The organism is Bradyrhizobium sp. CCBAU 25338 (assembly GCF_028128965.1).
In the GTDB taxonomy this organism is placed as follows: Bacteria; Pseudomonadota; Alphaproteobacteria; order Rhizobiales; family Xanthobacteraceae; genus Bradyrhizobium; species Bradyrhizobium liaoningense.
Map to the genome: position 1 here is coordinate 309,541 of NZ_LFKY01000042.1, position 24,337 is coordinate 333,877.

A 24,337-nucleotide genomic window follows, 5' to 3' on the forward strand; every position below is an offset into this window, starting at 1 on the left:
CAAGCATGCCAGCGCATCCCTTGATGCGATGGCCATGCTTGCAAGTCTCGGCCTCATCCTGCTCTGCCAATTGATCGGCGAAGCCGTCGTGCGCGGTCTCGGCCTGCCGTTGCCGGGACCCGTGCTCGGTCTGCTGCTGCTTCTGGTCCTGCTGCTCGCCCGCGACCGCTTTGCGCTGCTCGCGCACGGGCCGCTGCGCAATGACGGTGTCGAGACGGCGAGCAAGGGCCTGCTGGCCCATCTCTCGTTACTATTCGTACCGGCCGGCGTCGGCGTCGTGCAGGAGCTCGATCTGCTCGCGTCTCACGGCATCGCCATCGTCCTCGTGCTCGCGCTGTCCGTGGTCGTCACGCTGCTCGCGACCGTGCTGACCTTTCGCCTCGTCAGCCGCCTGCTGAAGCAACAGGACGCGCGATGAAGGACAATCCGTTCTCGCTCTGGGTCTATCTCTCGCAATCGCCGCTGCTCTGGCTGACCGTGACGCTGCTGGTCTATGCAACGACGGACGCGGTCTCGCTGGCGACGCGGCGTCATCCGCTGGCCAATCCCGTGCTGCATGCGATGTGGATCATCGGCGCGTTCCTGCTGTTGACCGGCACCTCCTACACGACCTACTTCGCCGGCGCACAGTTCGTGCACTTCCTGCTGGGGCCGGCGACAGTCGCGCTCGCGGTCCCGCTCTACGAGAACCGCAGGCGCGTCGTCTCATCGATCGTTCCGATGCTGGTGGCGCTGGTCGCGGGCTCGGTCACCGCGGTAGTGTCGGTCGTGCTGCTGGCCGAGCTTGCCGGCCTGCCGCGCGACGTGGTGCTGTCGCTGGCGCCGAAATCAGTCACCGCCGGCGTTGCCATGGGCATCGCCGAATCCCTGCATGCCGATCCTTCACTCGCGGCGGTCGCTGTCATCCTCACCGGCATCATGGGCGCCATCATCGTGACGCCGCTGATGAACCGCACCGGCGTCACCGACTACCGGGCTCGCGGCTTTGCCGCCGGCCTTGCCGCACACGGCATCGGCACCGCGCGCGCGTTCCAGGTCGACGAGATTGCCGGCGTCTTTTCCGGCATCGCCATGAGCCTGAACGCCCTGGTGACCTCGTTCCTGGTCCCTCTGGCGGTCACACTACTGGTGCGATGACATGACCGTCGCAACACTCTATATGATCCGTAACAACCGCCGATCCCCCGGCGTATGTACGTAGATGGGGCCGGAACGGGACGAAATATGACTGGATTTGTGAACAATGGCCTTGCGACGCGGCGCGCGGCGTTGGCGCTGATCGGGGCAGGTGCGCTCGCGATGGGTGAGGTCACTTCGGCGCGCGCGGCGACGGGCGGGGACGAGGTGCTGACCGAAGCCAAGGTGCTGCGCGATCCCGACACGCCCGTCGCAGGCAATCCCGACGGCAACATCACGATCGTCGAATGGTCCGACTACAATTGTCCCTATTGCCGCAAGCTCGAGCCCGAGCTGCGCCAGGTCGTCCAGGACGATGGGAAGGTGCGGCTGGTGATGAAGGACTGGCCGATCCTCGGGCCGGTTTCGGTCACGGCGGCGCGGACTGCGCTAGCGGCGAAATTCCAGGACAAGTACCATCAGGCCCATGACGCCATGATGGGCGTCAGCTCGCGCCTGACCGAGCCGCGCATCAACGAGCTGCTCGCGGCCGCCGGCGTCGACATGGACCGGTTGAAGCGCGATCTCACCGGCCATGCCAAGGACATCGACGCCATCCTCAAGCGCAACAACGAGCAGGCTGAAGCTTTCGGTTTCCGTGGCACCCCGTCATTCATCGTCGGCAAGTACCGCGTACCCGGCGTGCTCAGCATGGCCGAGTTCGAGCAGGTCATCGCCGACGCCCGCAAGGCCAAGATGAACTGACGCGTTTCGTCGATCGCAGTCAACACAAAGGCGCCGCCGCGGAGTTCGCGACGGCGCCTCATTCACGTGGTCGGGGCGATATTACTTCGACGAGATCCGGACCCAGTCCTTGTGCGCGCGGTCGCGCAGTGCGTCCCAATCGGCCTTGGCGACATCCCAGTTCACGATGGTGCGATTGGTGGTTGCGACCTCGCCATTGGCGACCGACGACGTCTGCATGGAATCATAGACATAAACGCCGCCCGCAAGCAGCAGTGCGCCCAGGATCATTCCGAAAAAAGTCTGCATGGCGAACCTCCGATGACGGGCGATAACGTGCGCCCGGAGCGATGGTTCCCCGGCCATGCGGCGCATCTAAGGAGAGGTCGTTCATTCTCCATTCAGCCACTGCAGCAATTCCGCATTGATCTCGCGCGGATAGGTGTGGCTGAGGTCGTCGATCTCGCGATAGGTGACATTGGCGCCGGCGGCGGAGAGCGCCGCCTGCGTCTGCCGTGCGGTCTGCACCGGAAACATCCAGTCGAGCTTGCCGTGAGTGATGAAGACCGGCAGACCTTGCAGGCGCCTTGCATCCGCCATTTCCGCCATCAGCGGATGAAAGGTCGCCGCAACAGGCGCAAGGTGGGTGAAGGGCGAGGCGCCGTCGAGCCCGGTGACGTAGCAGAAGGTGCCGCCGTCGCTCATGCCGGTCAGAAGCATGCGCGAGGGGTCGATGCTCCAGCGTCCGCGCACCGTCTCGAGGATGCGCATGAGGTTCGGCGTGTCGGTGTCGTCGCCCATCAGCGCCCAGGTCGGGCCGGTCGCGGTCGGTGCCACAAGGACCGCGCCAAGACTGCGCGCGTCGCGCAGCCAGCTCCACAGAAAACCGCGCCCGTTGCCGCTGCCGCCATGCAGCGCCATCACCAGCGGCATGGCGCGATCGGGCGTGTAGTATTCCGGGACATAGACCGAGAAGCCGCCGCGGCTACCGGGTTCGTTGTGATCGTGGAAGACGCTGGTGTGTTCGCCTGCGCCGGCTTCCAGTCGCGACAGCAGATCGTGATTCTCGCGATTGGCGGCGTTGAGAAAGAAGCCGCTCACGGGCGGGAACTGCACCGCCAGCGGATAGAGCGCTTCCTGCGCGCGCGGGACATGGCGCAGGGCCCGGAACACCGCGACGAGGTCGCCATTGCCACGCTCGACCTCGCGGATGCCGGCAAAGGCGGCGAGGGCCTCGTCGCAGGCGCGATCGAGCCGCTCGCGCAAGCCGGCGAACTGTTCAGGCCAGTCGCCGATCGCCGCTCGTGCTGCTTGCAGCGCCTCGTCCGGTGTGCCGATTGCGTTCATCACCGAGGCGAAGGCCGGCGGGTGCAAATGCCGCTGGAAGAAGCCGAGCGCTTCCAGCGCATTGAGCAGTGGTGGCAGCACGGCAACGATGTCGTCCACCACGGCCTCGGTCATCGCCCGCTTCTTCCTCAAGCCTTGGGGTCAGTGCAGCTTCGGCGCCTTCAGGAGCTTGAAGCGATCGGTCGACGTCACCGTGACGTCGAAGGTGACGCCTTCATGATGCACGGTGAGCGGCACGTCGACGCCGGCGGCGCCGAGCGTCCACATCTTTCTGTAGAACGCGGTCTGGCTCGTGACCTTCTCGCCGTCCACGGCGAGGATGACATCGCCGGTCTTGAGCTCGGCGCGGGCGGCCGGGCCGTTGTTGGAGATCCCGATCACCACCACGCGGTTGTCGATCTCGGTCGAGAAGAGCCCGAGCCAGGGCCGCGCCGGCCTGTTGACGCGGCCGAATTTGCGCAAGTCCTCGAGGATCGGCTTCAAGAGGTCGATCGGCACGATCATATTGACGTGCTCGGCCTTGCCGTCACGTTCCCGCTCGAGCTGGAGCGAGCCGATGCCGATCAACTCGCCACGTTCGTTGAGAAGGGCCGTGCCGCCCCAGTTCGGATGTGCGGGACAGGTGAAGATGGCCTCATCCAGCAGATATTCCCAGTAGCCGGCGAATTCCTGCTTGGCCACGATTTGGCTTGCGACCGAGCGCGTGCGCCCGCCGGCGCCGCCGACCACGACGCGATCGCCGATCCGGGTTGCCGCCGACGAGCCGAGCGATAGCGGCGCGACGTCGAGCTGGCCGAGCGCCTGCACCAGCCCGAACCCGGTCTCGGAATCGAAGCCGAGCGCATGACCCTCCACCACGCGTCCATCGGCGCGGTGCAGCCAAACCGTCTCTGCCTCAGTGATGAGATAACCTATCGTGAGCACCAGCCCGTCGTCGATCACGACGCCGTTGCCGGCGCGCTCGGTGCCCAGCGTCTCCGCGCTGAAAGCGTCCGGCGGGACGATGGCGTGCAGGCCGACGATGGACGCGAGGGCGCGATCGAGATCGAAGCCGTAGTCGCTCGCCCGCGGCTGGTTCGCCGGCGGCACTCTCCATTCGGTCAGAGCGGGCATGGAGTTCTCCTGGCTGAGAGCATCGCTCCGGCATGGCTAGCGGAACGACGAGCAAGCATAATTTAGGCCGGAGCAGGCCGTCTTGAAAGCCTCGTTGCCAACTATTCCGGAGAACGCCGCGTGAAATCTTCGAAAGGCGCGAGAGATACCTCGCGGGTTGGGCGTCCGTGCGATCCGGCATGGCCGCATGGCTGCTGTCCGGCGGAATGCTAGGCGCCGCATAGCGAAGCTGCTAACCATTGCCGCTTCGTTTGACCTTGGGATCACGGACGACAAGCATGGACAACCGCAGCGACATCTGGCGTGGCATCGATACGATCAAGGCACGTTTCATCGACCTCAGCGACAGGGTCTGGGGCATGCCTGAGGTCTGCTACACCGAGGCGCGGTCCGCCGCCGAGCATCTCGCCGAGCTGCGCCATCAGGGATTCCGGATCACCGAGAACGTCGCCGGCATCCCGACTGCGGTGATGGGCGAGTGGGGCGAGGGCGGTCCTGTCATCGCCTTCATGGGTGAATACGACGCGCTGCCGGGCCTCAGCCAGGAGGCGGGTGTCGCCGAGCATCGTCCGATCGAGACCGGCGGCCATGGCCATGGTTGCGGTCACAATCTGCTCGGTTCCGCCGCACTGCTCGCCGCGACCGCGGTGAAGGACTGGCTGGCCGAGAACAAGGTGCCGGGCCGCGTGCGCTATTACGGCTGCCCCGCCGAAGAAGGCGGCGCGGCAAAGGCCTTCATGGTGCGCTCCGGCGCGTTCGAGGACGCCGACATCGCCATCACCTGGCATCCGCACAGCTTCTGGGAAGTCGCGGTGACGCCGTCGCTCGCCAACACGCGCGCGGATTTCATTTTCACCGGCCGTACCTCGCATGCGGCCGCCTCGCCGCATCTCGGCCGCTCGGCGCTCGACGCGGTGGAATTGATGAATGTCGGCGTGAACTACATGCGTGAGCACATGCCGAGCGATGCCCGCGTGCACTACGCTTTGCTCGATACCGGCGGCATCGCGCCGAATGTGGTGCAGGCGCATGCGCGCGTGCGTTATTCGATTCGCGCCCGTGACCTTCCCGGCATGAACGAGCTGGTCGAGCGCGTGTCCAAGATCGCGCAGGGCGCCGCGTTGATGACCGAGACCAAAGTCGAGATGAAGATCATCTCCGCGGTCTCCAACATCCTGCCGAATGCGCCGCTGGAACAGGCGCTGCACCAGGTGATGGAAGAACTCGGACCGCCGCACTTCGACGACGCGGACAAGAGCTTTGCCAGCCAGATCCGTGCGACGCTCACCGACAAGGACGTCGCGTCCGTCTATTACGCGATCGGCATGGAGCCGACCGATCGGCCGCTGGCCGACTTCCTGGTGCCGCTCGATGCCAAGCGCAACCCGCTGGTCGGCTCGACCGATGTCGGTGACGTGAGCTGGGTGGTGCCGACCGCGCAGGTGCACGCACCCACGGTTGCGATTGGCACGCCCTTCCACACCTGGCAGGTGGTGGCGCAGGGCAAGAGCCCGCATGCCCACAAGGCCATGGTGCAGGCGGCCAAGGCGATGGCCGGCCTCGGCATCAAGGCGCTGATGGAACCGGAGCTGATCAAGGCTGCCAAGGCGGACCTTCAAAAGCGGACGGCCAAGACACCTTACGTCTGTCCGCTGCCGGATCACGTCGCGCCGCCGCTCGACATGTCCGTCGGGTAATTTCACCTCGATACTTCGTCGGATGCAGCGAACAAATTTTCCGCACTGCAGCGCGCAATCCAGCACGTTTTGACGCTGGATTGCCGAACGGATGGGCTGCGGAACGCAATTTTGCCCAACCGACAGCCAGAAGACCGTTTGCATACACACGGTCCCAGTTGACGTGCACCCCATTCGGTGTGCCATCTACCGCCAGCCAAACCCGGCGGTCGCCTCCTGCGGCCGCCTGCATCCATGTCGGAACCAGACGGGGGGACAACCATGCTGGATAAAGAACTGCGTTCGATGATCGGCCAGGTGAAGGACGGGCGGATGAACCGCCGCGCCTTCATCCAGCGCATGGCCGCCGTTGGCCTGACCGCACCGCTGGCCAACCAGATCCTCGCGCTCGGCGGTGTCGCCATGGCCCAGGGCGCGTCCACCTACAAGCCTACCAAACGCGGCGGCGGCGGTGCGCTGAAGCTGTTGTGGTGGCAGGGCCCGACCTTGCTCAATCCGCATTTCGCCACCGGCACCAAGGACCAGGACGGCTCGCGCCTGTTCTATGAACCGCTCGCCTGCTGGGATCCGGACGGCAACATGAAGCTGGTGCTGGCGTCCGAAATTCCCTCGACCCAGAACGGCCTGCTAGCCGCCGACGGCAAGTCGGTGACGTGGAAGCTGAAGCCCGGCGTGAAGTGGCATGACGGCAAGCCGTTCTCGGCCGACGACGTCGTCTTCACCTGGCAGTACATCAGCGATCCGGCGACGGCCGCGATCACCGTAGCGACCTACCGCGACATCACGGTCGAGAAGGTAGATGACCTGACGGTCCGCATCACCTTCAAGAAGCCGACGCCGTTCTGGGCGGACGCCTTCGTCGGTGCAACCGGACAAATTCTGCCCAGGCACCTGTTCGCCGAGTACAAGGGATCCAAGTCCCGCGAAGCACCGAACAACCTCGCGCCGGTCGGCACCGGCCCTTACAAGTTCCTTGAGTTCAAGCCCGGCGATCTGATCCGTGGCGAGATCAACAAAGACTATCACATGCCGAACCGGCCCTATTTCGACACGCTCGAGATGAAGGGCGGCGGCGACGCGGTCTCGGCCGCACGTGCGGTGATCCAGACCGGCGAATACGATTTCGGCTGGAACATCCAGGTCGAGGACGACGTGCTGTTGCGCCTGGAGAAGGGCGGCAAGGGCAAGACCATCTACGCCGTCGGCGGCGACACCGAGTTCATCGCGCTCAACTTCACCGATCCCAACACCGAGGTCGATGGCGAGCGCTCCTCGATGAAGACCAAGCATCCGCTGTTCTCCGACCCCGCCGTGCGCAAGGCGCTGTCGCTGCTGGTCGATCGTGATTCGATCAAGAAGGCGATCTACGGCCGCGCCGGCCGCACCACCGCGAACTTCCTCAACGGACCCGAAAAGTTCGTCTCCAAGAACACCTCGTGGGAGTTCAGCGTCGAGAAGGCCTCGAAGATTCTGGACGATGCCGGCTGGAAGCCGGGTGCGGACGGCATCCGCGAGAAGGACGGCAAGAAGCTGAAGCTGCTCTATCAGACCTCGATCAACGGTCCGCGCCAGAAGACGCAGGCGATCGTCAAGCAGGCCTGCCAGAAGGCCGGCATCGATGTCGAACTGAAGTCGGTCGTGGCCTCGGTGTTCTTCTCGTCCGACGTCGCCAATCCCGACACTTATGCGAAGTTCTACGCCGACATCGAGATGTTCCAGATCCCGATGAGCCAGCCGGATCCGGCCCAGCACATGCGCCGTTACCATTCGAGCAACGTCGCGACGAAGGAAAACAAGTGGCAGGGCACGAACTTCCCGCGCTTTGTCAACAAGGACTATGACGCGGCGATCGATGCCGCGGACGGCGAGATGGATCCGGTGAAGCGTGTGGCGCTCTACATCAAGGCCAACGACATCCTGTTCCAGGAGACCGTGTTCATTCCGGCGCAGCACCGGCTCAAGGTGGAAGCGGCGTCGAACTCGCTGCGTCCGGTGATCTCGGGGTGGGCCAACGAGACCGACAACCTGTTCGACTGGTACCGCGAGGAATGATCCCCCAGCTCTAGACGGGGCCTTCCCTCATGAGTCAATACGTCCTGCGTCGCCTCCTGATCGCGATTCCGAGCTTGCTCGGAATCTCGGTCGTGCTGTTCGTCGTGCTTGCGCTCGCTCCCGGCGATCCGTTCTCTGAACTGGCGACCAACCCGAACGTGCCCCCCGAAGTGCAGGCCGCGCTTCGGGCCAAGTTCGGCCTCGACGATCCGATCTACCTTCGTTACCTGCACTGGCTCAACGCCATGCTGCACGGCGACTGGGGCTTCTCCTTCGTGAGCCGGATGGACGTCGACCAGTTGATCCTCCAGCGCCTGCCGGCCACGCTCTACGTGATCGGCTCGGCGCAGATCCTGGCGCTCTTGATCGCGATCCCCGTCGGGGTCTATGCCGCGACCAAGCCGTATTCGCTGTTCGACCAGATCGCGAATACGCTCGCCTTCGTCGGCTTCTCGCTGCCGACCTTCTTCACCGGCATTCTGTTCATCCTGATCTTTTCGGTCACGCTGGACTGGCTGCCTTTCGTCTATACGACCGACATCAAGGCAACCGGCATCCGCTGGGTGCTGGAGATGATCAGGCAGGCGATCATGCCGGTGGCGGTGCTCGGTCTGTTCCAGGCGGCGTCAATGACGCGCTTTGTCCGTTCGGCGATGCTCGACGTGATCCGGCTCGATTACGTGACCACGGCGCGTGCCAAGGGGCTTGGCCAGGCCACGGTCATCGTCAAGCACGTGATGCGCAACGCCATGATCCCGGTCGTGACGCTGATTGCGTTGCAGATGCCCGCGGTGTTCGGCGGCGCCATCGTCACCGAGCAGATATTCCGCATTCCCGGCATCGGCTCGCTGCTGATCTCCTCCATCCTTTCCAACGACACGCCGGTGGTGATGGCCGTCACCTTCGTCTTCGCGTGCCTGGTCGTGCTGTTCAATCTCATCGCGGACGTCCTCTATGGCTGGCTTGACCCTCGCATCTCCCTCCGCTGAGCGGCGGGTCTACTCGCCCTGGCGCGAGACGTGGCGGCGCTACAGCCGCCACAAGCTTGCCGTTGTCAGCGCGTTCCTGCTCCTGGTTCTTGTCCTGGCGGTGGTGCTCGGTCCGTTCGTCTGGCGGGTCAAGATCGACGAGATCGACATTGTGGCGGGTATGCAGGGGCCGTCGCTGGCCCATCCGTTCGGCACCGACGATCTCGGGCAGGACATCCTCGCCCGCATGATCTATGGCGGGCGCATCTCGCTCGCCGTCGGCCTTGCCGCGATGCTGGTCTCGGTCTTTATCGGCGTGCTGATCGGCGCGCTGGCCGGCATGTCGCGCGGCGCGCTCGGCCATGGCCTGATGTGGCTCACGGATCTGTTCCTGTCGCTGCCGCAACTGCCGCTGCTCTTGCTGCTGATCTATCTCTTCCGCGATGGGCTGAAGCAGGTGTTCGGCCCCGAGGGCGGCATCTTCATCCTGATCGTGCTGGTGATCGGGGGGCTCCGCTGGATGCCGGTCGCGCGCCTGGTGCGCGCGCAATTCCTGTCGATCCGCGAAAAGGAATTCGTGGAGGCTGCACGTGCGCTCGGTGCAAGTCCGCTGCGGCAGGTGGTCAAGCACATCCTGCCAAATGCGCTCGGTCCGGTGATCATCGCCGGCACCATCGACGTTGCGGCCGCCATCATCGCGGAATCGACGCTGTCCTTCCTCGGCCTGGGCTTCCCGCCTGACACCCCGACCTGGGGCCGACTGCTGTACGATGCCAAGGATTTCCTCGATATCGGCCCGCACTGGGCGCTGTTTCCGGGCGGCGCGATCTTCATCGCGGTGGTCGCCATCAACTTCATCGGCGACGGCCTGCGTGACGCGCTCGATGCGCGACGGGTGATCTGATGGCACCGCTGCTCGAGATCAAGGGCCTGAAAACCCACTTTTCAACCGACGACGGCATCCTCCAGGCCGTCGACGGCGTCGACATCTCCATCAACAGGGGGGAGACGCTCTGCGTCGTCGGCGAGTCCGGCTGCGGCAAGACCGTCACCGCAATGTCGATCCTGAAGCTGATCGCGATGCCGCCGGGCCGGATCGCGGCGGGCCAGATCATTTTCGAGGGTCGCGATCTCGTGCCGCTGACCAGCAATCAGCTCGACGAGATCCGCGCCAAGGAGATCGGCTTCATCTTCCAGGAGCCGATGACCTCGCTCAATCCGGTGCTCACCATCGGCGAGCAGATCGCCGAGAGCCTGCGCCGCCACGAGGCGGTGACGAGAAAACAGGCCCTGGAACGCACCATCGAGATGCTGAAGCTGGTGCAGATTCCCAACGCCGAAGGCCGCGTGCACAATTATCCGCACCAGTTCTCCGGCGGCATGCGGCAGCGCGTGATGATCGCGATGGCGCTCGCCTGCAAGCCGAAGCTGATCATCGCCGACGAGCCGACCACCGCGCTCGACGTCACCATCCAGGCGCAGATCCTCGACCTCTTGCAGGACATGAAGGAACGCTTCGGCATGGCGGTGATGTTGATCACCCATGCCATGGGCGTCGTCGCCGAGACGGCGCAGCGCGTCGTCGTGATGTATGCCGGCAAGGTGGTGGAGGAGGCGGCCGTCGACGAGCTCTTCGGCGATCCCCGCCATCCCTATACGCAAGGGTTGATCCGCTCGATCCCGCGCATCGACCTCGACAGCGAGCACAAGACGCGGCTGGAGGCGATCGGCGGCTCGGTACCAATCCTGATCAATCCGCCGGTCGGCTGCCGTTTTGCCCCGCGCTGCAAGTTCGCGATGAACGTCTGCAGCGAGAAGGAACCGCTGCTGCGCGAGGTCGCGCCCGGCCATCGCATGGCCTGTCACTTGGGAGATACCAGCCTGGGAGGCGCGGCATGAGCGAACCGTTGCTGCGCGTCAGCGGCCTGAAGAAACACTTCCCCGTGCTCGGCGGCTTGCTGTCGCGCCAGGTCGGCACCGTCTATGCTGTCGACGGCGTGTCGTTCTCGGTCAATCGCGGCGAGACGCTCGGTCTCGTCGGCGAATCCGGTTGCGGCAAGTCGACGACGGGGCGTTGCGTGCTGCGCCTGATCGAGCCGACCGACGGCGAGGTCACCTTCGACGGCCAGGACGTGCGCAAGCTCGGCGGCAACGATCTGCGCGCGATGCGGCGGAACATGCAGCTGGTGTTCCAGGACCCCTTCGCTTCGCTCAATCCGCGCATGACGGTCGGCGCCATCCTCGGCGAGGCCTTCACCATCCACAATCTCGCGACCTCCGCCAAGGAGCGCGAGGAGCGCGTCGCGAGCCTGTTGGTCAAGGTCGGGCTCAAGGCCGAGCACATGCGGCGCTATCCGCACGAATTCTCCGGCGGTCAGCGCCAGCGCATCGTGATCGCGCGCGCGCTCGCGGTCGAGCCGAAGCTGATCGTCTGCGACGAGCCGGTGTCCGCGCTCGACGTGTCGATCCAGGCCCAGGTGATCAACCTCCTGGAAGATCTCCAGGCCGAGTTGAACCTGACCTATCTCTTCGTCGCGCACGATCTCTCGGTGGTCGAGCACATCTCCGATCGCGTCGCGGTGATGTATCTCGGCCGCATCGTCGAACTGGCGAAGGCGAGCGACCTCTACCGCAACCCGCAGCATCCCTACACCAGGGCGCTGTTGTCGGCGGTGCCGGTGCCCGACCCCAAGCTCAAGCGCGAGCGCATCCGCCTCAAGGGCGACGTGCCAAGCCCGATGAAGCCGCCCTCCGGCTGTCACTTCCACACCCGCTGCCCGATCGCCCAGCCGCGCTGCGCGGAAAGCGCTCCGGCGCTGAAGGAGGGGGCGAACGGCCACTTCGTGGCGTGCCATCTGGTGTGATGGTGCGGCGCGACATGCCATGCGAGGACGATTTTGCGCTGGCACTCAGCGAAGCGTGCCGTTCGGCGTCCGCAGTGAATGGACGAAATCGACCACCGCCAGGATCACCACGCCAACCACAATGACGATGAGCGGGATGGCCTTGATCCAGACCACCAGGATTCCAAGGAATGTCATCATCAGCGCGAGGCCGATGAGCCCGGTGATCAGATTGGTCATCGCACTTTCCTTTTCTCCGCGCCGGGAGCCGAGTTCGACCCAGCGCTCGGGACGTTGCGCCGAGCGCTGCCACGAGTGCGCCCGATATTCCTGACGAGCCAGTGCGCCGTGCGCAAGAGGCGGGCATCGTTGCCGCGGCGGCCGACGAGCTGGACGCCCAGCGGAAGGCCGGCTTCGGAACGCATCAACGGCAGGCTGATGGCGGGCACGCCGAGATAGGTCCAGAGCGTGCAGAAAACCGGGTTGCCGGTCGTTTCAATGCCGGGCGCGGCACCCGGCGCCGCAGGCGTCAAGACGGCGTCGTATTCGTCGAAAATATGGTCCAGAGCCTGGTTGAGCGGCGCAATCCCGGCCAGAGCGCCGCAGTAATCCACCGCAAGATGTGCGCGGCCGCGCTCGATCGCCTGGCGTAGACGCGTGCTCAGCTTGTCGCCGCCTCGCTGGTAGTCGCGCCGCAGATTGTGCGCCATATCAACTTCCATGATGATACGGTGCATATCGACGGCTCTATCGAAGCTCGGCCCAAGCTCGACTTCGCTGCACGCCTCGCCCAAAGCCTCGACAAGCTCAGCAAAGGCCTTACGCGTCACTGGCTCGGCCTGATCCCAGACCGGAGAGCGCACGAAGGCAAATCGCGGCGGCAACGGCGGCTCGCTCGCCGCTACCGCAGAGAATGGCGGGCGCGCAACAGGCCGCGTGTCCAGATCCTCCCGGTCGAAGTCGACCATGACCTCGGCCAGCAGGGCCACGTCCTCCACGCTGCGCCCGAACACGCCGACATGATCGAGTGTGCGCGACAGTTCGAGCGCGCCGCTGCGCGGAATGAGGCCATGCGAAGGCTTGAAACCGACCACGCCGCAGAAGGCGGCGGGACGAATCACCGAGCCGTTGGTTTGCGAGCCGACGGCACCTGGCACCATCAGCGCCGCGACGGCCGCGGCGGAGCCCGAGGACGATCCGCCGGGCGTGTGATCTGGGTTGTGCGGATTTCGGGTCTTGCCCGGATTGTAGTACGCGTACTCGGTGGTCACCGTCTTGCCGAGGATCACGGCGCCGGACGCCCGCAGACGCGCCACGGCCGCCGCATCGCGCCGCGGCGTGCGTCCGGCCCACAGGTCTGATCCGAATTCCGTCGGCATGTCGCCGGTGTCGAATATATCCTTGATGCCGACGGGCACGCCATGCAGCGGGCCGACAGCCTTGCCCTGCTTACGACGATCGTCAGCAGCCTCGGCCTGCCGCATCGCGTGGTCGCGATCGAGAAACGCCCACGCATGGATATCGCGATCGATCTCATCGACGCGCTTGAGGCAGTCGCCGACGAGCTCCGCCGAACTGAGCCGGCCGTCGCGGATGCCGGCCGCAGCTTCCATGAGGCCGAGCGCGTTGAGACTCATGCGCAGCCTTTCGGCGGTTTGCCGGGCGCGCTCATCGCGATCCATAGAGATAGGTGGGCAACCACAATGCGATCCCCGGGAAGATGTAGACCAGTGCCATGGTGAGGAAGACCAGACCGACAAAGGGAAGCGCGCCGGAGAAGATGTCGGTCAGCTTCACTTGAGGCGGCGCGACGCCCTTCAGATAGAAGGCCGCCATCGCGACCGGCGGCGTGTTGAACGCCGTCTGCGTGTTCAGTGCCACCAGGATGCCGAAGAAGATCGGATCGATGCCGTATTGGGGCAGCAGCGGCAGGAAGATCGGCACGAAGATGATGATGATCTCGGTCCATTCCAGCGGCCAGCCGAGCAGGAAGATGATCACCTGGGTCAACAGCAGGAACCCGATCGGCGACAGGTTCATCGCGGCGAAGAACTGCTCGACCACCGTCTGTCCGCCGAGGACGGCAAACACCGCGGAGAACGTCCACGACCCGATGAACAGGTAACAGACCATCGCGGTGGCACGCACGGTCAGATAGACCGATTCGCGCATCATCGTGAAGTTGAGCGAACGATAGGCGGCGGCCAGAACGATGCTCATGAGGGCACCCACCGCGGCCGCCTCGGATGGCGTCGCCAGGCCGAACAGGATCGCGCCGAGCACCGAAACGATCAGCAACGCCAGCGGCAGGAACGATGTGGCGAGCGCCCAGATTACCGTGCTGAGCGGCACGTTGGTCTGCTCGGGCGGCAGCTTCGGCGCCAGCGCGGGATTGATGATCGCGCGCGCCATCGCATAGAGGACGTAGAGGCCGGCCAACAGGAACCCCGGAAAGAAAGCGGCCGCATAAAGCTTGACCGCCGAAACGCCGGCGGTTGCCGCATAGACGATCAGCAGAATGCTCGGCGGAATCAGGATGCCGAGGCAGCCGCCGGCGCAGACGACGCCTGCCGACAGCTTGACGTCGTAACCGGCGCGCAGCATCGCCGGCAAGGCCAGCAGGCCCATCAGCGTGACAACCGCGCCGACGATGCCGGTCGCGGTCGCGAACATCGCGCAGGTGATCAGCGTTGCCACCGCCAGCGCGCCCGGCACGTTCTTCATCGACAATTGCAGCGAGTAGAACAGCCGGTCGAGAATGTTTGCGCGTTCGATCAAATAGCCCATGAACAGGAACAGCGGAACCGCAACCAGCACATCGCTGGATGTCACCTCGAACGTCTTCTGCACCAGAAGCGTGAAGACGCGGTTCTGGAAGAAGTCCTGACCGGGGGTGTAGTAGGCATAGTAGCCGAACGAGACGCCCATCGCCATCAGCGTGAACGCGATCGGGAAGCCGAGCATGATGATGAAGATGAAGAGGCCCAGCATCAGCATGCCGAGTTGAGGATCGGTCATGCGCCTGGTCCCTTCTCGCTCTGCGGCTCAGCCGCGTGCTGCTGATGTTCGCGGATGATGAGGCTCTCGGTCTCTTCCACGTCGTGCAGTCGTTGCGGCCATCGGCCGGTGCGGATGCACAGCACACAGCGAATGATTTCAGCGAACCCTTGCAGAAACAGAAGGAAACCGGTGAGCGGGATCAGCGCCTTCAGCGGAAACACCGGCACGCCGGCCGGACTGAAGATACTGACTTCGCGGAAGCGCACCGACATCTGGGCGTAGTTCCAGCCCGAATACATCAGCGCGGCGATCGCCGGCAGGAAGAACAGGATATACAGGACGAGGTCCATCGTCGCCTGGGTGCGCGGCGACCAGAGGCGGTAGACCACGTCGGCGCGCACATGGCCGTTGCGCGAGAGCGTATACGCGCCGGCCATCAGGAACATCGCGCCATAGGTGATGTAGCTGATGTCGAAAGCCCAGGTGGTCGGCGCACGCAGCACGTAGCGCACGAACACCTCGTAGCTGACACCCAGGGTCAGGACGAGAATCAGCCAGGCGAACGCCTTGCCGACCCACGTGCTGAGCTCATCGATGAAGAACAGGAATTTCGTCATGCGAGCTGAACTCGCTGCGAGCAGTACATCCGGATGTCCCCCTCCCAACTCGCGGGCGGCGCTTCAATTGCGCCGCCCCTCACGATACGGCCTCACGCGATGCGTCGCGACGGCCGTCAGACCTTGAGCACGCCCGGGAAGTGATGCTCGAAGGCGCCGCGGTAGTCCGTCGCGTTGTTCATGTTGTAGTAAACCACGCGGCGTACCCATTCCTTCTGCGAGTCCATCACCTTCTTCATGAACGGATCGGAGCCGAGCTGGGCGATCAGACCGTCCCACGCCTTGATCTGCGCGTCGAACACCGACTTCGGCGTCCGCTGGACGTTGACCTTGTCCTTGTTGATCAGCTCCTGCAGGTCCTTGGAATAATAGTCCATGGCCTTCCATTCGTTGGCGGAGGACACGGCTTCGGCGGCATATTGCAGGATCGCCTGCTGTTCCTTCGGCAGCGCGTTGAATTTGGTCCGGTTGAACATGATCTCGAAATATTCCGTCGCCTGATGATGGCTGCCCATCATGTAGTTCTTTGCGACATCCTGCGCGCCGAAGCGCCGGTCCGAGGTCGGATTGTTGAACTCGAATCCGTCGATCACGCCGCGCTCCATCGCGGGCACGATCTCGCCGCCGGGCAGCTGCGCGACGGATGCACCCATCGCCTGGAAGAGATCGGCGGCAAGGCCCACCGTGCGATACTTCAAGCCCTTGAGATCAGCGTCGCTGGTGATCGGCTTCTTGAACCAGCCGAGCGGCTGCGTCGGCATCGGCATGGCGAAGAAGCTCTTGATGTTGACGTTCATGATCTTGGTCTGGAGCTCCTCGAATAGCTCCTTGCCGCCGCCGTTGTGGATCCAGCCGAGGCCTTCGTTGGCGTTGAAGCCGAACACGGGACCTGTCCCGAACAGCGATGCTGCCTTGTGCTTGCCGTACCAGTAGACCGTCACCGTATGTGCCGCGTCGATCTGGCCGCCATGAACGCCGTCGAACACCTGGAACGGATGCACGACTGAGCCGCCGACCAGATAGTCTATGCGGAGCCGGCCCCCGGCCATATCGTTGACGCGCTTCACGTAGTCTTCGGCCATCTCGTTGAAGACATCGGCCTTGCCCCACGAGCCCTGCATCTTCATGGTCACCGTCTGCGCCCGGCTGACTTGCGGCATGGCGATGACAGCAGCGCCGGTCGCCCCGGCGGCCAGCAGGAATTTGCGACGAGTTGTTCTGGTCTTTTCAGACTTAGCAGTCATGGACGTCCTCCCTGGCGGCCTGGTTGTTCGAACGCGTTTCGGTGCGCTTCGTTTTTAACCGCTGGGGGTATGCCGCAATCCAGCGACTTTGATCACAGTTTGGACGCATTGTCGGCATCCGACAAGCTGCGCGATGTCGCATTTTGGATGTCGGCGAGCTTTTGGTTTGCAGGAGCCGCACAGTCGTCGCGTGTCGCAGCGCAGCAAATATGCAGACGTTCTCTCAACCTTCGGACTCTCAGCTTCGGAAAGCTGCGTGCACCGCCGAAGAGAAGCTCGCAAGCGCGGCAGGCGGGACGGAAGGGTTGGCTGACTAATTTTCCCCGGCCGCTCGTGCAGCTTCATGGAATAGCCGCACGCGCGCCAGATCCTTGGCGTGCGTGCCTTCCTTGTCTGTCCTTGTCTTCGAATCCACGCCGGCCGGCCCGACCACGCGGATGGCCTGTGCGACGTTGTCAGGACCCAAGCCTCCGGCCAGGATGATGGGGATGCCGACCAGCTCGACGATCCGGCGGCTGATGCTCCAGTCGTGCGGCACGCCGATCGCACCGATCTGCCTGTCGGAGGGGCGATGACTGTCCAGCAGAAGATAGTCCGCAATGTGCTCATAGCTCCGGGCAATCTCGACGCTCTCCTCGCCATAAACCGGCACGCTCCGCATGATCTGACGATCGGGCAGCGCGGCCTTGATCATGGCGACCTCTGCGGGCCCGAGCAGTTCAGGTGCCGCTCCGAGATGAACGATCGCAGGCTTCAACATCCTTGCCCATTCGATGATCGACGCCGCTCGCGCCGTGAGAAACAGCGCCGAAAATCTTGCCGGCGTCACGATCGCAGCGGCGATCTCCGCCGCCAGAGCGAGCGGCTGCTCGCGCGGAAATTCGCCGTCGCCGACCAGGATACCGACGTGATCAATTCCGATCTCCGAGACGGCGCGTGCTTCGTCCGGGCTGGAAATTTCGTAGATCTGGGTCAGCATGGTGAAGTTCGGCCGCAACAGCGAAGATGAAATCACTCTTCCAGCGTGAATCCGACACGCAAGGTCACCTGATAGTGCCGAACCGCGCCATTCTCGATGTGGCCGCGCGTCTGCACCACCTCGAACCATTTCATCTCGCGAATGGTCTTCGACGCGCGGCTGATCGCGTTCTTGATCGCGTCCTCGATCGAGGTCTCGGACGATCCGACCAGGTCCAGGATCTTGTAGACATGGTCTTTCTCGGCTGCAGGCATGATGGCCTCCCTGGTTGCGCTGCGGCACGCGTCGTCGCGTGGGCTCCCATCTGAACGAGCGCCAGGCGGTCCGGTTCCGTCCTGCGCGATGGCCCGCATGCACCAGCCGAGGTGGAGCGGCCGGCGTCCGCCTGCTAAGCGCTATCCATGGATTCGGCGCGGCGCGACAGGACGATCGGCTCTCTCTGCCTCTGCGTGACGGCGTTCGGCTGGGCGTTGAACTGGCCGCTCATGAAGCTGTTGCTCCAGCAATGGCCGCCCCTGTTCGCACGTGGCCTTGCCGGGGTCTGCGCCTCCCTCATTCTCGGCGCCCTGGTGCTGAGCCGGAAGGAATCGTTCGCCGTGCCGCGTGAGGCGGTCCCGCGGCTGCTGTTCGCGACCTTCACCAACGTCTTTGCCTGGATGGGTCTCGGCACGGTCGCCATGAAGTATGTGACCGTGAGCGAGGGCGCTCTGCTCGCCTATACAATGCCGATCTGGGCGATGCTGTTTGCCTGGCCGGCGCTGCATACGCGGCCGGCCGCACGGGATATTTTCGGGCTGATCCTTGGCGTTGCCGGCGTCACGCTGCTCCTGAGCGGCAACGGCTTTGCGTTCGGCGCCGACAAGCTGCTGGGCATCGTGCTGGCGCTGCTCTGCGCCATCCTGTTCGCGCTCGGCAACGTGCTCAACCGCAAGCCGCTGCCGATGCCGCCGCTGGTCGTCGTCGCCTGGCAGGTCGGTCTCGGCTGCGCCGCGATGCTGATCCTCGGCGTCCTGTTCGAGCGTCCTGATATCACCGCGATTACCCCGCTGGGGCTCGGTTGCTTCGTCTATATGACGCTGGTGCCGATGGGCATCTGCTACGTCACCTGGTTCGAGACGCTGCGCCGTCTGCCACCGACCTCGGCCTCGACCGGCATGCTGATCGTTCCCGTGATCGGCGTGGTCTCCGCCGCCATCATCCTGGGCGAGCCGCTGGGCCTGCGCGAATGGACGGCGATGGCGCTCACGCTCGGCGGCGTGACGCTGGCGTTGCAGCGGGGATAACGCGCGGAGGTTCGCGCCTACGGATCCAGTTCCGTATCCCAGTACAGATAGTCGAGCCAGCTATCGTGCAGGTAATTCGGCGGGAAGAGACGGCCGTTGCGGTGCAGCTGGTGCACGGTGGGTGCGAACGCGTTCTGGCGCGGAAACATCTTTGCCTGGGCCGGGGTGAGATTGCCCTTGCGCAGGTTACACGGCGAGCACGCCGCGACCACGTTCTCCCAGGTGGTCTGGCCGCCTTTGCTGCGCGGGATGATGTGATCGAAAGTGAGGTCTTCCGGCGAGCCGCAATATTGGCAGGCGAAACGATCGCGCAGGAACACGTTGAACCGGGTGAAGGCGGGGTGCGTGGTCGGCTTGACGAAGGATTTGAGCGAGACGACGCTCGGCAGCTGCATCTGCAGGGTGGGACTGTGGACCGCCTGATCGTAGTGAGCGACGATATTGACGCGGTCGAGGAACACCGCCTTGATCGCGTCCTGCCACGACCACAACGACAGTGGGTAGTAACTCAGCGGCCGGAAGTCCGCATTCAGCACCAATACCGGCCAACTGCCTTGCGAGACATGTGCGTTCAAGTAACGCTCCCGGCCTCCAATATACGCTGCGAAGCAGCATGTACTGACATACTACATGCAGCGTGACGGGATTGTGAAGCCCGTTGAGCGACTTATTCAGGCGCAAGCAATGCGGCGGCGGGGTGGCAAAAGCGCTCAAAATGCCGCGATCCGGGGGGCGCGGAACCGCCCGCCCCAACGTCGTGATCGCCCTTTCGCGACAGCTACTCCCGTACCCGCTCCAGCTTCTGCAGGCACCGCGTCATGCGCACCGCGGCGGGCATCTCCTCGTCCGGAAAGCTCGTCTCCCAGTTGGTGACGCCGACCTCGCCGACATAGATATCGCCCTTCGAGTCCAGCGCGATGCCGTGCGGCGCCAGGAATTTGCCGCTGGCAACGCCCGGGCCCTCCTCGCCGCCAAGTCGCGCGATGCGATTTCCCTTGGCGTCGACGATCGATAGTCGCGGGCCGAGATTGGGCACCTTGCGGTTGATGGCGAGGCCGGGGCCGAGCTCGCCGATGACGAAGGTCGGGCTCTTAGCCCCGCCGCCGCAGCACAGCGCACAGGGCCGGTGCAGATTGTTCCACTGCGCCTCATACTCGCCCTCTCCGTTGAAGACCTGCACGCGATGGTTCTCGCGGTCGGCGACATAGACCCAGCCGTCGGCATCGGTCGCGATATTGTGCACGATGTTGAACTGGCCGGGGTCGGTGCCGGGCTCGCCCCAGCTTTTGATCAGCTTCCCGTCAGGGGTGAACTTGTGCACGCGCGCATTGCCGTAGCCGTCGGAGACGTAGATCTCGCCCCTCGGCGACAGCGCGGTGTGGGTGCAGCGGTGGAACGGCTCGCCGCTCATGAACGGCGCCGGCTTTGCGGGGATGCCGATCGTGAGCAGGACCTTACCGTCGGTGGTGCATTTGCGCACCGTGTGGTCGCCGTCATCGGTGCAATAGAGGTTGTCGTCGGCATCGACGTGCAGGCCATGCGCACGGGAGAACAGTCCTTCGCCCCAGCTGCGCAGGAAATTGCCGTCGCGGTCCAGCACCACCATCGGATGGGCGCCGCGGTTGAAGACGTAGACGCGATCCTTGCTGTCGACCGCGACCGAGGCGACGTCGGTGAGCTGCCAGCCGTCGGGAAGTTTCGCGAAGTTTTCGACGACGCGGTAGCGGTGTTCGCCGCTGCCGAGAATGGCTGGCATTGATTTCTCCTCTTGTCATTCCGGGGCACGCGAAGCGTGAACCCGGAATCCATCTTACGGCATTTCGCGGATGAATGGATTCCGGGCTCGCGCTGACGCGCGCCCCGGAATGACGGCTGTGGCTAGGTCCGCCCCAAAATCCCTTCCTCGACCGCCTTGATCTGGAGCGCAAGATATTTCGAGTTGATCCGGCATTGTGCGAGGCTGCCGGCGATGAACCAGAGGCCGGGCTGCTTCGTACGTGCATACATGTTGCGTAGCTCGAAGCCCTCGCCAAAGCCCCAGATCGGACCGACCCGGTCGGCGATGGTATCGCCGAACAGCTGACGCACCAGATATTCCTGCGGCTTGTAGCCGGTCGAGAGCACGATGAGGTCGGCTGCAATGGTCGAGCCGTCCTTCATCCGCGCGCCGTTCGTGACGAAGCTTTCGATGTCGGAAAACTGTCTGAGCTTGATCTTGCCCTCGACGATCAGGTTGGAGCAGCCGACATTGAAATAATAACCGCCGCCGCGGGTGAGGTACTTGAACTGCCAGCCGGTGCCGGCCTCGCCGAAGTCGAGCTTGAAGCCGACGCGACGGAGGCCGTCGAGCAGCTCCTTGTCGAGCTGCCTGGATTGCTCGGTCAACATCACATGCGTCTTCTTCGCCAGCGGCGTCGGCATCGAGGCCGCGATCAGATCATTGTCCTCGAGCGTGCCTTCATTGTAGGTCGCGTAGGCGAGCTGCGCCGACGGCTCGATATTGGTGACCAGTGTCGACGAGCGCTGCACCAGCGTCACTTCGGCGCCGCTGGAATAGAGATCCTGCGCGATGTCGTGGCCGCTGTTGCCGGTGCCGATGACGATGGCGCGCTTGCCTGTCCAGTTCTCGCCGTCCTCGTAGCGGCTGGAATGCACCAGCGCGCCCTTGAAATTGTCGAGGGTCGGAATGTCGGGCACATTGGCGATACCGCTGACGCCGGTCGCCATCACCACGTGGCGCGGATGCATGGTGCGCCGGCTGCCGTCGGCCCGCCGCAGCGTCACTGTCCAGTGGCCGCTGGCCTCGTCATAGGCGCCGCCTTCGAGCTCGGTGCCGGTCCAGAAGTTCAGCTCCATGGCATCGACATAGGCTTCGAACCAGTTGGCGAGCTTGTCCTTTGGAATATAGGTCGGCCAGCTCGGCGGGAACGGCATGTAGGGCAGGTGATTGACCTGCACCTGATTGTGCAGCGTCAGCGCGTGGTAACGCCTGCGCCAGTTGTCGCCGATCCGCGCCTCGCGATCGACGATCAGCGTGTCGACCTTCAACTGCTTCAGCCGCGCCGCAATCGCGAGCCCGGCCTGGCCGCCGCCGACCACCAGCACGGCTGGATTACGGTCGGCATAGTCGCGCGAGGCGTTGCGCAGGTCGAGCCAGTTCGGCCCGCGAAAGTCGCGCGAATAGGCCTGGCCGCGGGGCCGCGAGGTGCCGAGCTGCTCCTCGAAGCCCTTGAGCTCATCGAGCGCTGTCAGCAGCGTCCATGCTTTCAACCGGTCGCCGTCGGTGCTGTCAGGTACGAGCCGCAGGATACCGCTGCCGCGGCCGAGCGCGGTTTCGAAATCGAAGATGGCTTCGATGGTGTTGGTACCGGCGCGCGTCACCCAGCGCGGCGGCGCGCGGTTGGGCGCGATCGTGAAATGAGACGGCGCAGCTTTGGGCGCGAGCGCCGTCAGCTGCTGCACGATCGTATCGCTGCCTGCGATTGTTTGCAGGTTCCAGCTCAACGCCAGCACATCGCGCCAAAAACCGTCGGCGAGGAAGAGGCGGCTCAGGGTGGCGCTATCAGGCTTGCCCAGGGCGCGCTCGAATTCATCGAGCCAGGCCTGTGCGGAGACGGAAATATCCTTGGTCTTGTCCAGCATGCGCGACCTCATGGCCGTCTTCGCGGCGTTTCCTCTGGGGCCGACGCTATACGGTTTCGCGGACCGCCAAAAGCGGGCGACCCGAGCGAGGCAGGCATGCGGCCCTGCTTGGACGGAATATGCCGGGGGATGCTTCAAGCCCGGATTCGGTGGCGGCCGGCTAAGGCCCGCCCGGCCTCCGGTCCGCCCAATAGGGATCGCGCAGCTTGCGCTTGAAGATCTTCCCGGTTGCCTCCCGTGGCAGCGCATCCAGGAACTGGATCTCCTTCGGCACCTTGAAATTGGCCAATCGCTCGCGCAGAAAAGCCTGCACTGCAGCGGCGGAGAGCTCTTCGGCCGAATCGGGCTCGATGCAGGCGCACAGCCGCTCGCCATATTCCGCGTCCGGGATCCCGAACACGGCGCAATCGCGCACGCCGGGCATGGTGATCAGCACATTCTCGATCTCGGCCGGGTAGATGTTGACGCCGCCCGAGATCACCATGTCGCGCTTGCGGTCGCACAAGAACAGATAGCCGTCCTCGTCGAGATAGCCGACGTCGCCCACGCTGACGAGACCGTCGCGGCCGGCCTCGGCGCGCGCCTGCGCCTTGCCGTGATAGTCGAAATCGGGCACCGCCGTCTGGCGCATGTAGATCTCGCCGACCTCGCCAGCGCCGCAGAGGCTGCCGTCGTCGCGGAAGATCTTGACGATGCCGCCTTCGATGGCGCGGCCGACCGTGCCGGGCTTCTTCAGGGCCTCCTCGGCCGAGTGCCACACCGGGATGCCGGTCTCGGTCGAGCCGAAATATTCGTTGATGACCGGTCCCCACCACTCGATCATGGCCCGCTTCACCTCGGGCGGGCAGGGCGCCGCGCCGTGCACGACGAAGCGCAGCGACGACAGGTCGTAACGCTGCCTGACGGCCTCGGGCAAACGCAACAGGCGCACGAACATGGTCGGCACCATGTGGATATGCGTCACACGGTGGCGTTCGATCAGCGCCAAGAGCTCCTCGGCGACGAACCGGGCCTGGAGAACGATGGTGCAGCCGTTGCGAAAGGCCATCATGCCGTAGGAATGCGGCGCCGAATGATACATCGGCCCGTTGATCAGCACGACCTGGTCCTCGCGCGGCTTGATGCCATAGGCGATTGCGCCGACGCGCTCGGAAGCGGCCGCTTGCTCGGGCTGCATCGGCATGCGCCGCACGCCTTTCGGCATGCCGGTGGTCCCCGAGGTGTAGATCATCGCGGCGGCCCGGCGCGGCGGCTCCTGCGATTCCGGATGGCCATCGCGCCAGCGGTCCCAATCCATCGACCCCGCCGGGACCTCGGTCAGCTCAGGGGGAATTGCGAAGGTTGCCGCGAGCTCGGGTGGGGTCGCGACAACGAGCAGGCGGACATCCTCCGGAATGCCGCCGCAAATCTGCGGCAGCAGATCAGCGTGGCAGACAAGAATCGTCGCGCCGCTGTCGGTCAGGATGTAACGGACCTCCTCGGCCTTGAGGTGCCAGTTGATCGGCACCACCGGGCTGCCCAGTGCGGCCGAGGCCGCAACCACCTCGAACAGGGCGAAGTCGTTGCGCAGCATCATCGCGACCGGCGCGCCTTCGGCAACGCCGAGAGCGCGAAGCCCGCTCGCGGCGCGTTTGATGCGCGCCTGGATCTCGTCATAGCCGATCCGGCGTTCGCCGCTGATGATCATGGTCT

The 24,337-nt window shown here is 64.5% G+C and carries 24 protein-coding genes; 10 read left to right on the forward strand and 14 right to left on the reverse strand.

Going from position 1 to position 24,337, the window contains the following annotated elements; translation table 11 throughout:
- Positions 1 to 34 precede the first annotated feature (34 nt).
- From ACM42_RS31205 to ACM42_RS31215, 3 genes are all read left to right on the forward strand, one after another.
- Complete coding sequence (locus tag ACM42_RS31205) at positions 35 to 418, forward strand: CidA/LrgA family protein (protein ID WP_271531501.1); 384 nt, start codon at positions 35 to 37, stop codon at positions 416 to 418.
- Positions 415 to 1,137 (forward strand): LrgB family protein, encoded by a 723-nt coding sequence (locus ACM42_RS31210; RefSeq protein WP_271531503.1) that lies wholly within the window; start codon positions 415 to 417, stop codon positions 1,135 to 1,137. The genes ACM42_RS31205 and ACM42_RS31210 overlap by 4 nt, the downstream gene beginning before the upstream one ends.
- Positions 1,138 to 1,224: 87 nt before the next feature.
- Positions 1,225 to 1,881, forward strand: a complete 657-nt coding sequence (locus ACM42_RS31215; protein WP_271531505.1) for a DsbA family protein — start codon at positions 1,225 to 1,227, stop codon at positions 1,879 to 1,881.
- Between the two features lie 81 nt (positions 1,882 to 1,962).
- Here the strand turns inward: ACM42_RS31215 and ACM42_RS31220 are convergent, their stop codons facing one another.
- The 3 genes from ACM42_RS31220 to ACM42_RS31230 form a co-directional block, all read right to left on the reverse strand.
- Positions 1,963 to 2,169 (reverse strand): hypothetical protein, encoded by a 207-nt coding sequence (locus ACM42_RS31220; protein WP_018316294.1) that lies wholly within the window; start codon positions 2,167 to 2,169, stop codon positions 1,963 to 1,965.
- Positions 2,170 to 2,250: 81 nt separating this feature from the next.
- Positions 2,251 to 3,321: a phospholipase gene (locus ACM42_RS31225; protein ID WP_271531508.1), complete on the reverse strand. Its 1,071-nt coding sequence runs from the start codon at positions 3,319 to 3,321 to the stop codon at positions 2,251 to 2,253.
- A 27-nt stretch (positions 3,322 to 3,348) separates the two neighbouring features.
- Complete coding sequence (locus ACM42_RS31230; RefSeq protein ID WP_271531510.1) at positions 3,349 to 4,320, reverse strand: S1C family serine protease; 972 nt, start codon at positions 4,318 to 4,320, stop codon at positions 3,349 to 3,351.
- Positions 4,321 to 4,598: 278 nt separating this feature from the next.
- Between ACM42_RS31230 and ACM42_RS31235 the strand changes: the two genes are divergently transcribed.
- From ACM42_RS31235 to ACM42_RS31260, 6 genes are all read left to right on the forward strand, one after another.
- Entirely contained in the window at positions 4,599 to 6,017 is a 1,419-nt protein-coding gene (locus ACM42_RS31235) for a M20 family metallopeptidase (RefSeq protein ID WP_271531511.1), read from the forward strand.
- A gap of 261 nt (positions 6,018 to 6,278) precedes the next feature.
- Positions 6,279 to 8,069, forward strand: coding sequence for a peptide ABC transporter substrate-binding protein (locus ACM42_RS31240; RefSeq protein ID WP_271531513.1), 1,791 nt, complete (start codon positions 6,279 to 6,281; stop codon positions 8,067 to 8,069).
- 29 nt (positions 8,070 to 8,098) lie between these two features.
- Positions 8,099 to 9,058: an ABC transporter permease gene (locus ACM42_RS31245; protein ID WP_271531515.1), complete on the forward strand. Its 960-nt coding sequence runs from the start codon at positions 8,099 to 8,101 to the stop codon at positions 9,056 to 9,058.
- Positions 9,024 to 9,941: an ABC transporter permease gene (locus tag ACM42_RS31250; RefSeq protein ID WP_028178492.1), complete on the forward strand. Its 918-nt coding sequence runs from the start codon at positions 9,024 to 9,026 to the stop codon at positions 9,939 to 9,941. Before ACM42_RS31245 ends, ACM42_RS31250 begins: the two co-directional genes overlap by 35 nt.
- Positions 9,941 to 10,936, forward strand: coding sequence for an ABC transporter ATP-binding protein (locus tag ACM42_RS31255; RefSeq protein WP_271531517.1), 996 nt, complete (start codon positions 9,941 to 9,943; stop codon positions 10,934 to 10,936). Before ACM42_RS31250 ends, ACM42_RS31255 begins: the two co-directional genes overlap by 1 nt.
- On the forward strand, positions 10,933 to 11,901 hold the full coding sequence (locus tag ACM42_RS31260) for an ABC transporter ATP-binding protein (protein ID WP_271531519.1): 969 nt from the start codon (positions 10,933 to 10,935) through the stop codon (positions 11,899 to 11,901). The genes ACM42_RS31255 and ACM42_RS31260 overlap by 4 nt, the downstream gene beginning before the upstream one ends.
- 45 nt (positions 11,902 to 11,946) lie before the next feature.
- Here the strand turns inward: ACM42_RS31260 and ACM42_RS31265 are convergent, their stop codons facing one another.
- The 7 genes from ACM42_RS31265 to ACM42_RS31295 all read right to left on the reverse strand — a co-directional run bounded on the left by ACM42_RS31265 (position 11,947) and on the right by ACM42_RS31295 (position 17,974).
- The gene (locus ACM42_RS31265; RefSeq protein WP_155251853.1) at positions 11,947 to 12,120 is read right to left on the reverse strand and encodes a hypothetical protein; all 174 of its coding nucleotides are present in this window, start codon (positions 12,118 to 12,120) and stop codon (positions 11,947 to 11,949) included.
- Complete coding sequence (locus ACM42_RS31270) at positions 12,117 to 13,517, reverse strand: amidase (protein ID WP_271531521.1); 1,401 nt, start codon at positions 13,515 to 13,517, stop codon at positions 12,117 to 12,119. The genes ACM42_RS31265 and ACM42_RS31270 overlap by 4 nt, the downstream gene beginning before the upstream one ends.
- Positions 13,518 to 13,548: 31 nt before the next feature.
- The gene (locus ACM42_RS31275) at positions 13,549 to 14,898 is read right to left on the reverse strand and encodes a TRAP transporter large permease (protein WP_271531523.1); all 1,350 of its coding nucleotides are present in this window, start codon (positions 14,896 to 14,898) and stop codon (positions 13,549 to 13,551) included.
- Positions 14,895 to 15,497: a TRAP transporter small permease subunit gene (locus ACM42_RS31280; RefSeq protein ID WP_271531525.1), complete on the reverse strand. Its 603-nt coding sequence runs from the start codon at positions 15,495 to 15,497 to the stop codon at positions 14,895 to 14,897. Before ACM42_RS31280 ends, ACM42_RS31275 begins: the two co-directional genes overlap by 4 nt.
- Before the next feature lie 116 nt (positions 15,498 to 15,613).
- Entirely contained in the window at positions 15,614 to 16,741 is a 1,128-nt protein-coding gene (locus ACM42_RS31285; protein WP_271531527.1) for a TRAP transporter substrate-binding protein, read from the reverse strand.
- Positions 16,742 to 17,054: 313 nt separating this feature from the next.
- A complete protein-coding gene (locus ACM42_RS31290; RefSeq protein WP_271531529.1) occupies positions 17,055 to 17,756 on the reverse strand; it encodes a phosphoribosylanthranilate isomerase in 702 nt (233 codons plus the stop codon).
- Complete coding sequence (locus ACM42_RS31295) at positions 17,753 to 17,974, reverse strand: dodecin (RefSeq protein ID WP_124161345.1); 222 nt, start codon at positions 17,972 to 17,974, stop codon at positions 17,753 to 17,755. Before ACM42_RS31295 ends, ACM42_RS31290 begins: the two co-directional genes overlap by 4 nt.
- Positions 17,975 to 18,121: 147 nt before the next feature.
- On the opposite strand from ACM42_RS31295, the gene ACM42_RS31300 reads away from it, so the two are divergent.
- Entirely contained in the window at positions 18,122 to 19,003 is an 882-nt protein-coding gene (locus ACM42_RS31300; RefSeq protein ID WP_271531531.1) for a DMT family transporter, read from the forward strand.
- 17 nt (positions 19,004 to 19,020) lie between these two features.
- Here the strand turns inward: ACM42_RS31300 and ACM42_RS31305 are convergent, their stop codons facing one another.
- The 4 genes from ACM42_RS31305 to ACM42_RS31320 form a co-directional block, all read right to left on the reverse strand.
- Complete coding sequence (locus ACM42_RS31305) at positions 19,021 to 19,578, reverse strand: HNH endonuclease (RefSeq protein ID WP_028134115.1); 558 nt, start codon at positions 19,576 to 19,578, stop codon at positions 19,021 to 19,023.
- A gap of 203 nt (positions 19,579 to 19,781) precedes the next feature.
- Complete coding sequence (locus ACM42_RS31310; RefSeq protein ID WP_271531536.1) at positions 19,782 to 20,759, reverse strand: peptidyl-alpha-hydroxyglycine alpha-amidating lyase family protein; 978 nt, start codon at positions 20,757 to 20,759, stop codon at positions 19,782 to 19,784.
- A 122-nt stretch (positions 20,760 to 20,881) separates the two neighbouring features.
- Complete coding sequence (locus ACM42_RS31315) at positions 20,882 to 22,645, reverse strand: flavin-containing monooxygenase (RefSeq protein WP_271531538.1); 1,764 nt, start codon at positions 22,643 to 22,645, stop codon at positions 20,882 to 20,884.
- A gap of 160 nt (positions 22,646 to 22,805) precedes the next feature.
- Positions 22,806 to 24,332 (reverse strand): acyl-CoA synthetase, encoded by a 1,527-nt coding sequence (locus ACM42_RS31320; RefSeq protein WP_271531540.1) that lies wholly within the window; start codon positions 24,330 to 24,332, stop codon positions 22,806 to 22,808.
- Between the last annotated feature and the right edge of the window lie 5 nt (positions 24,333 to 24,337).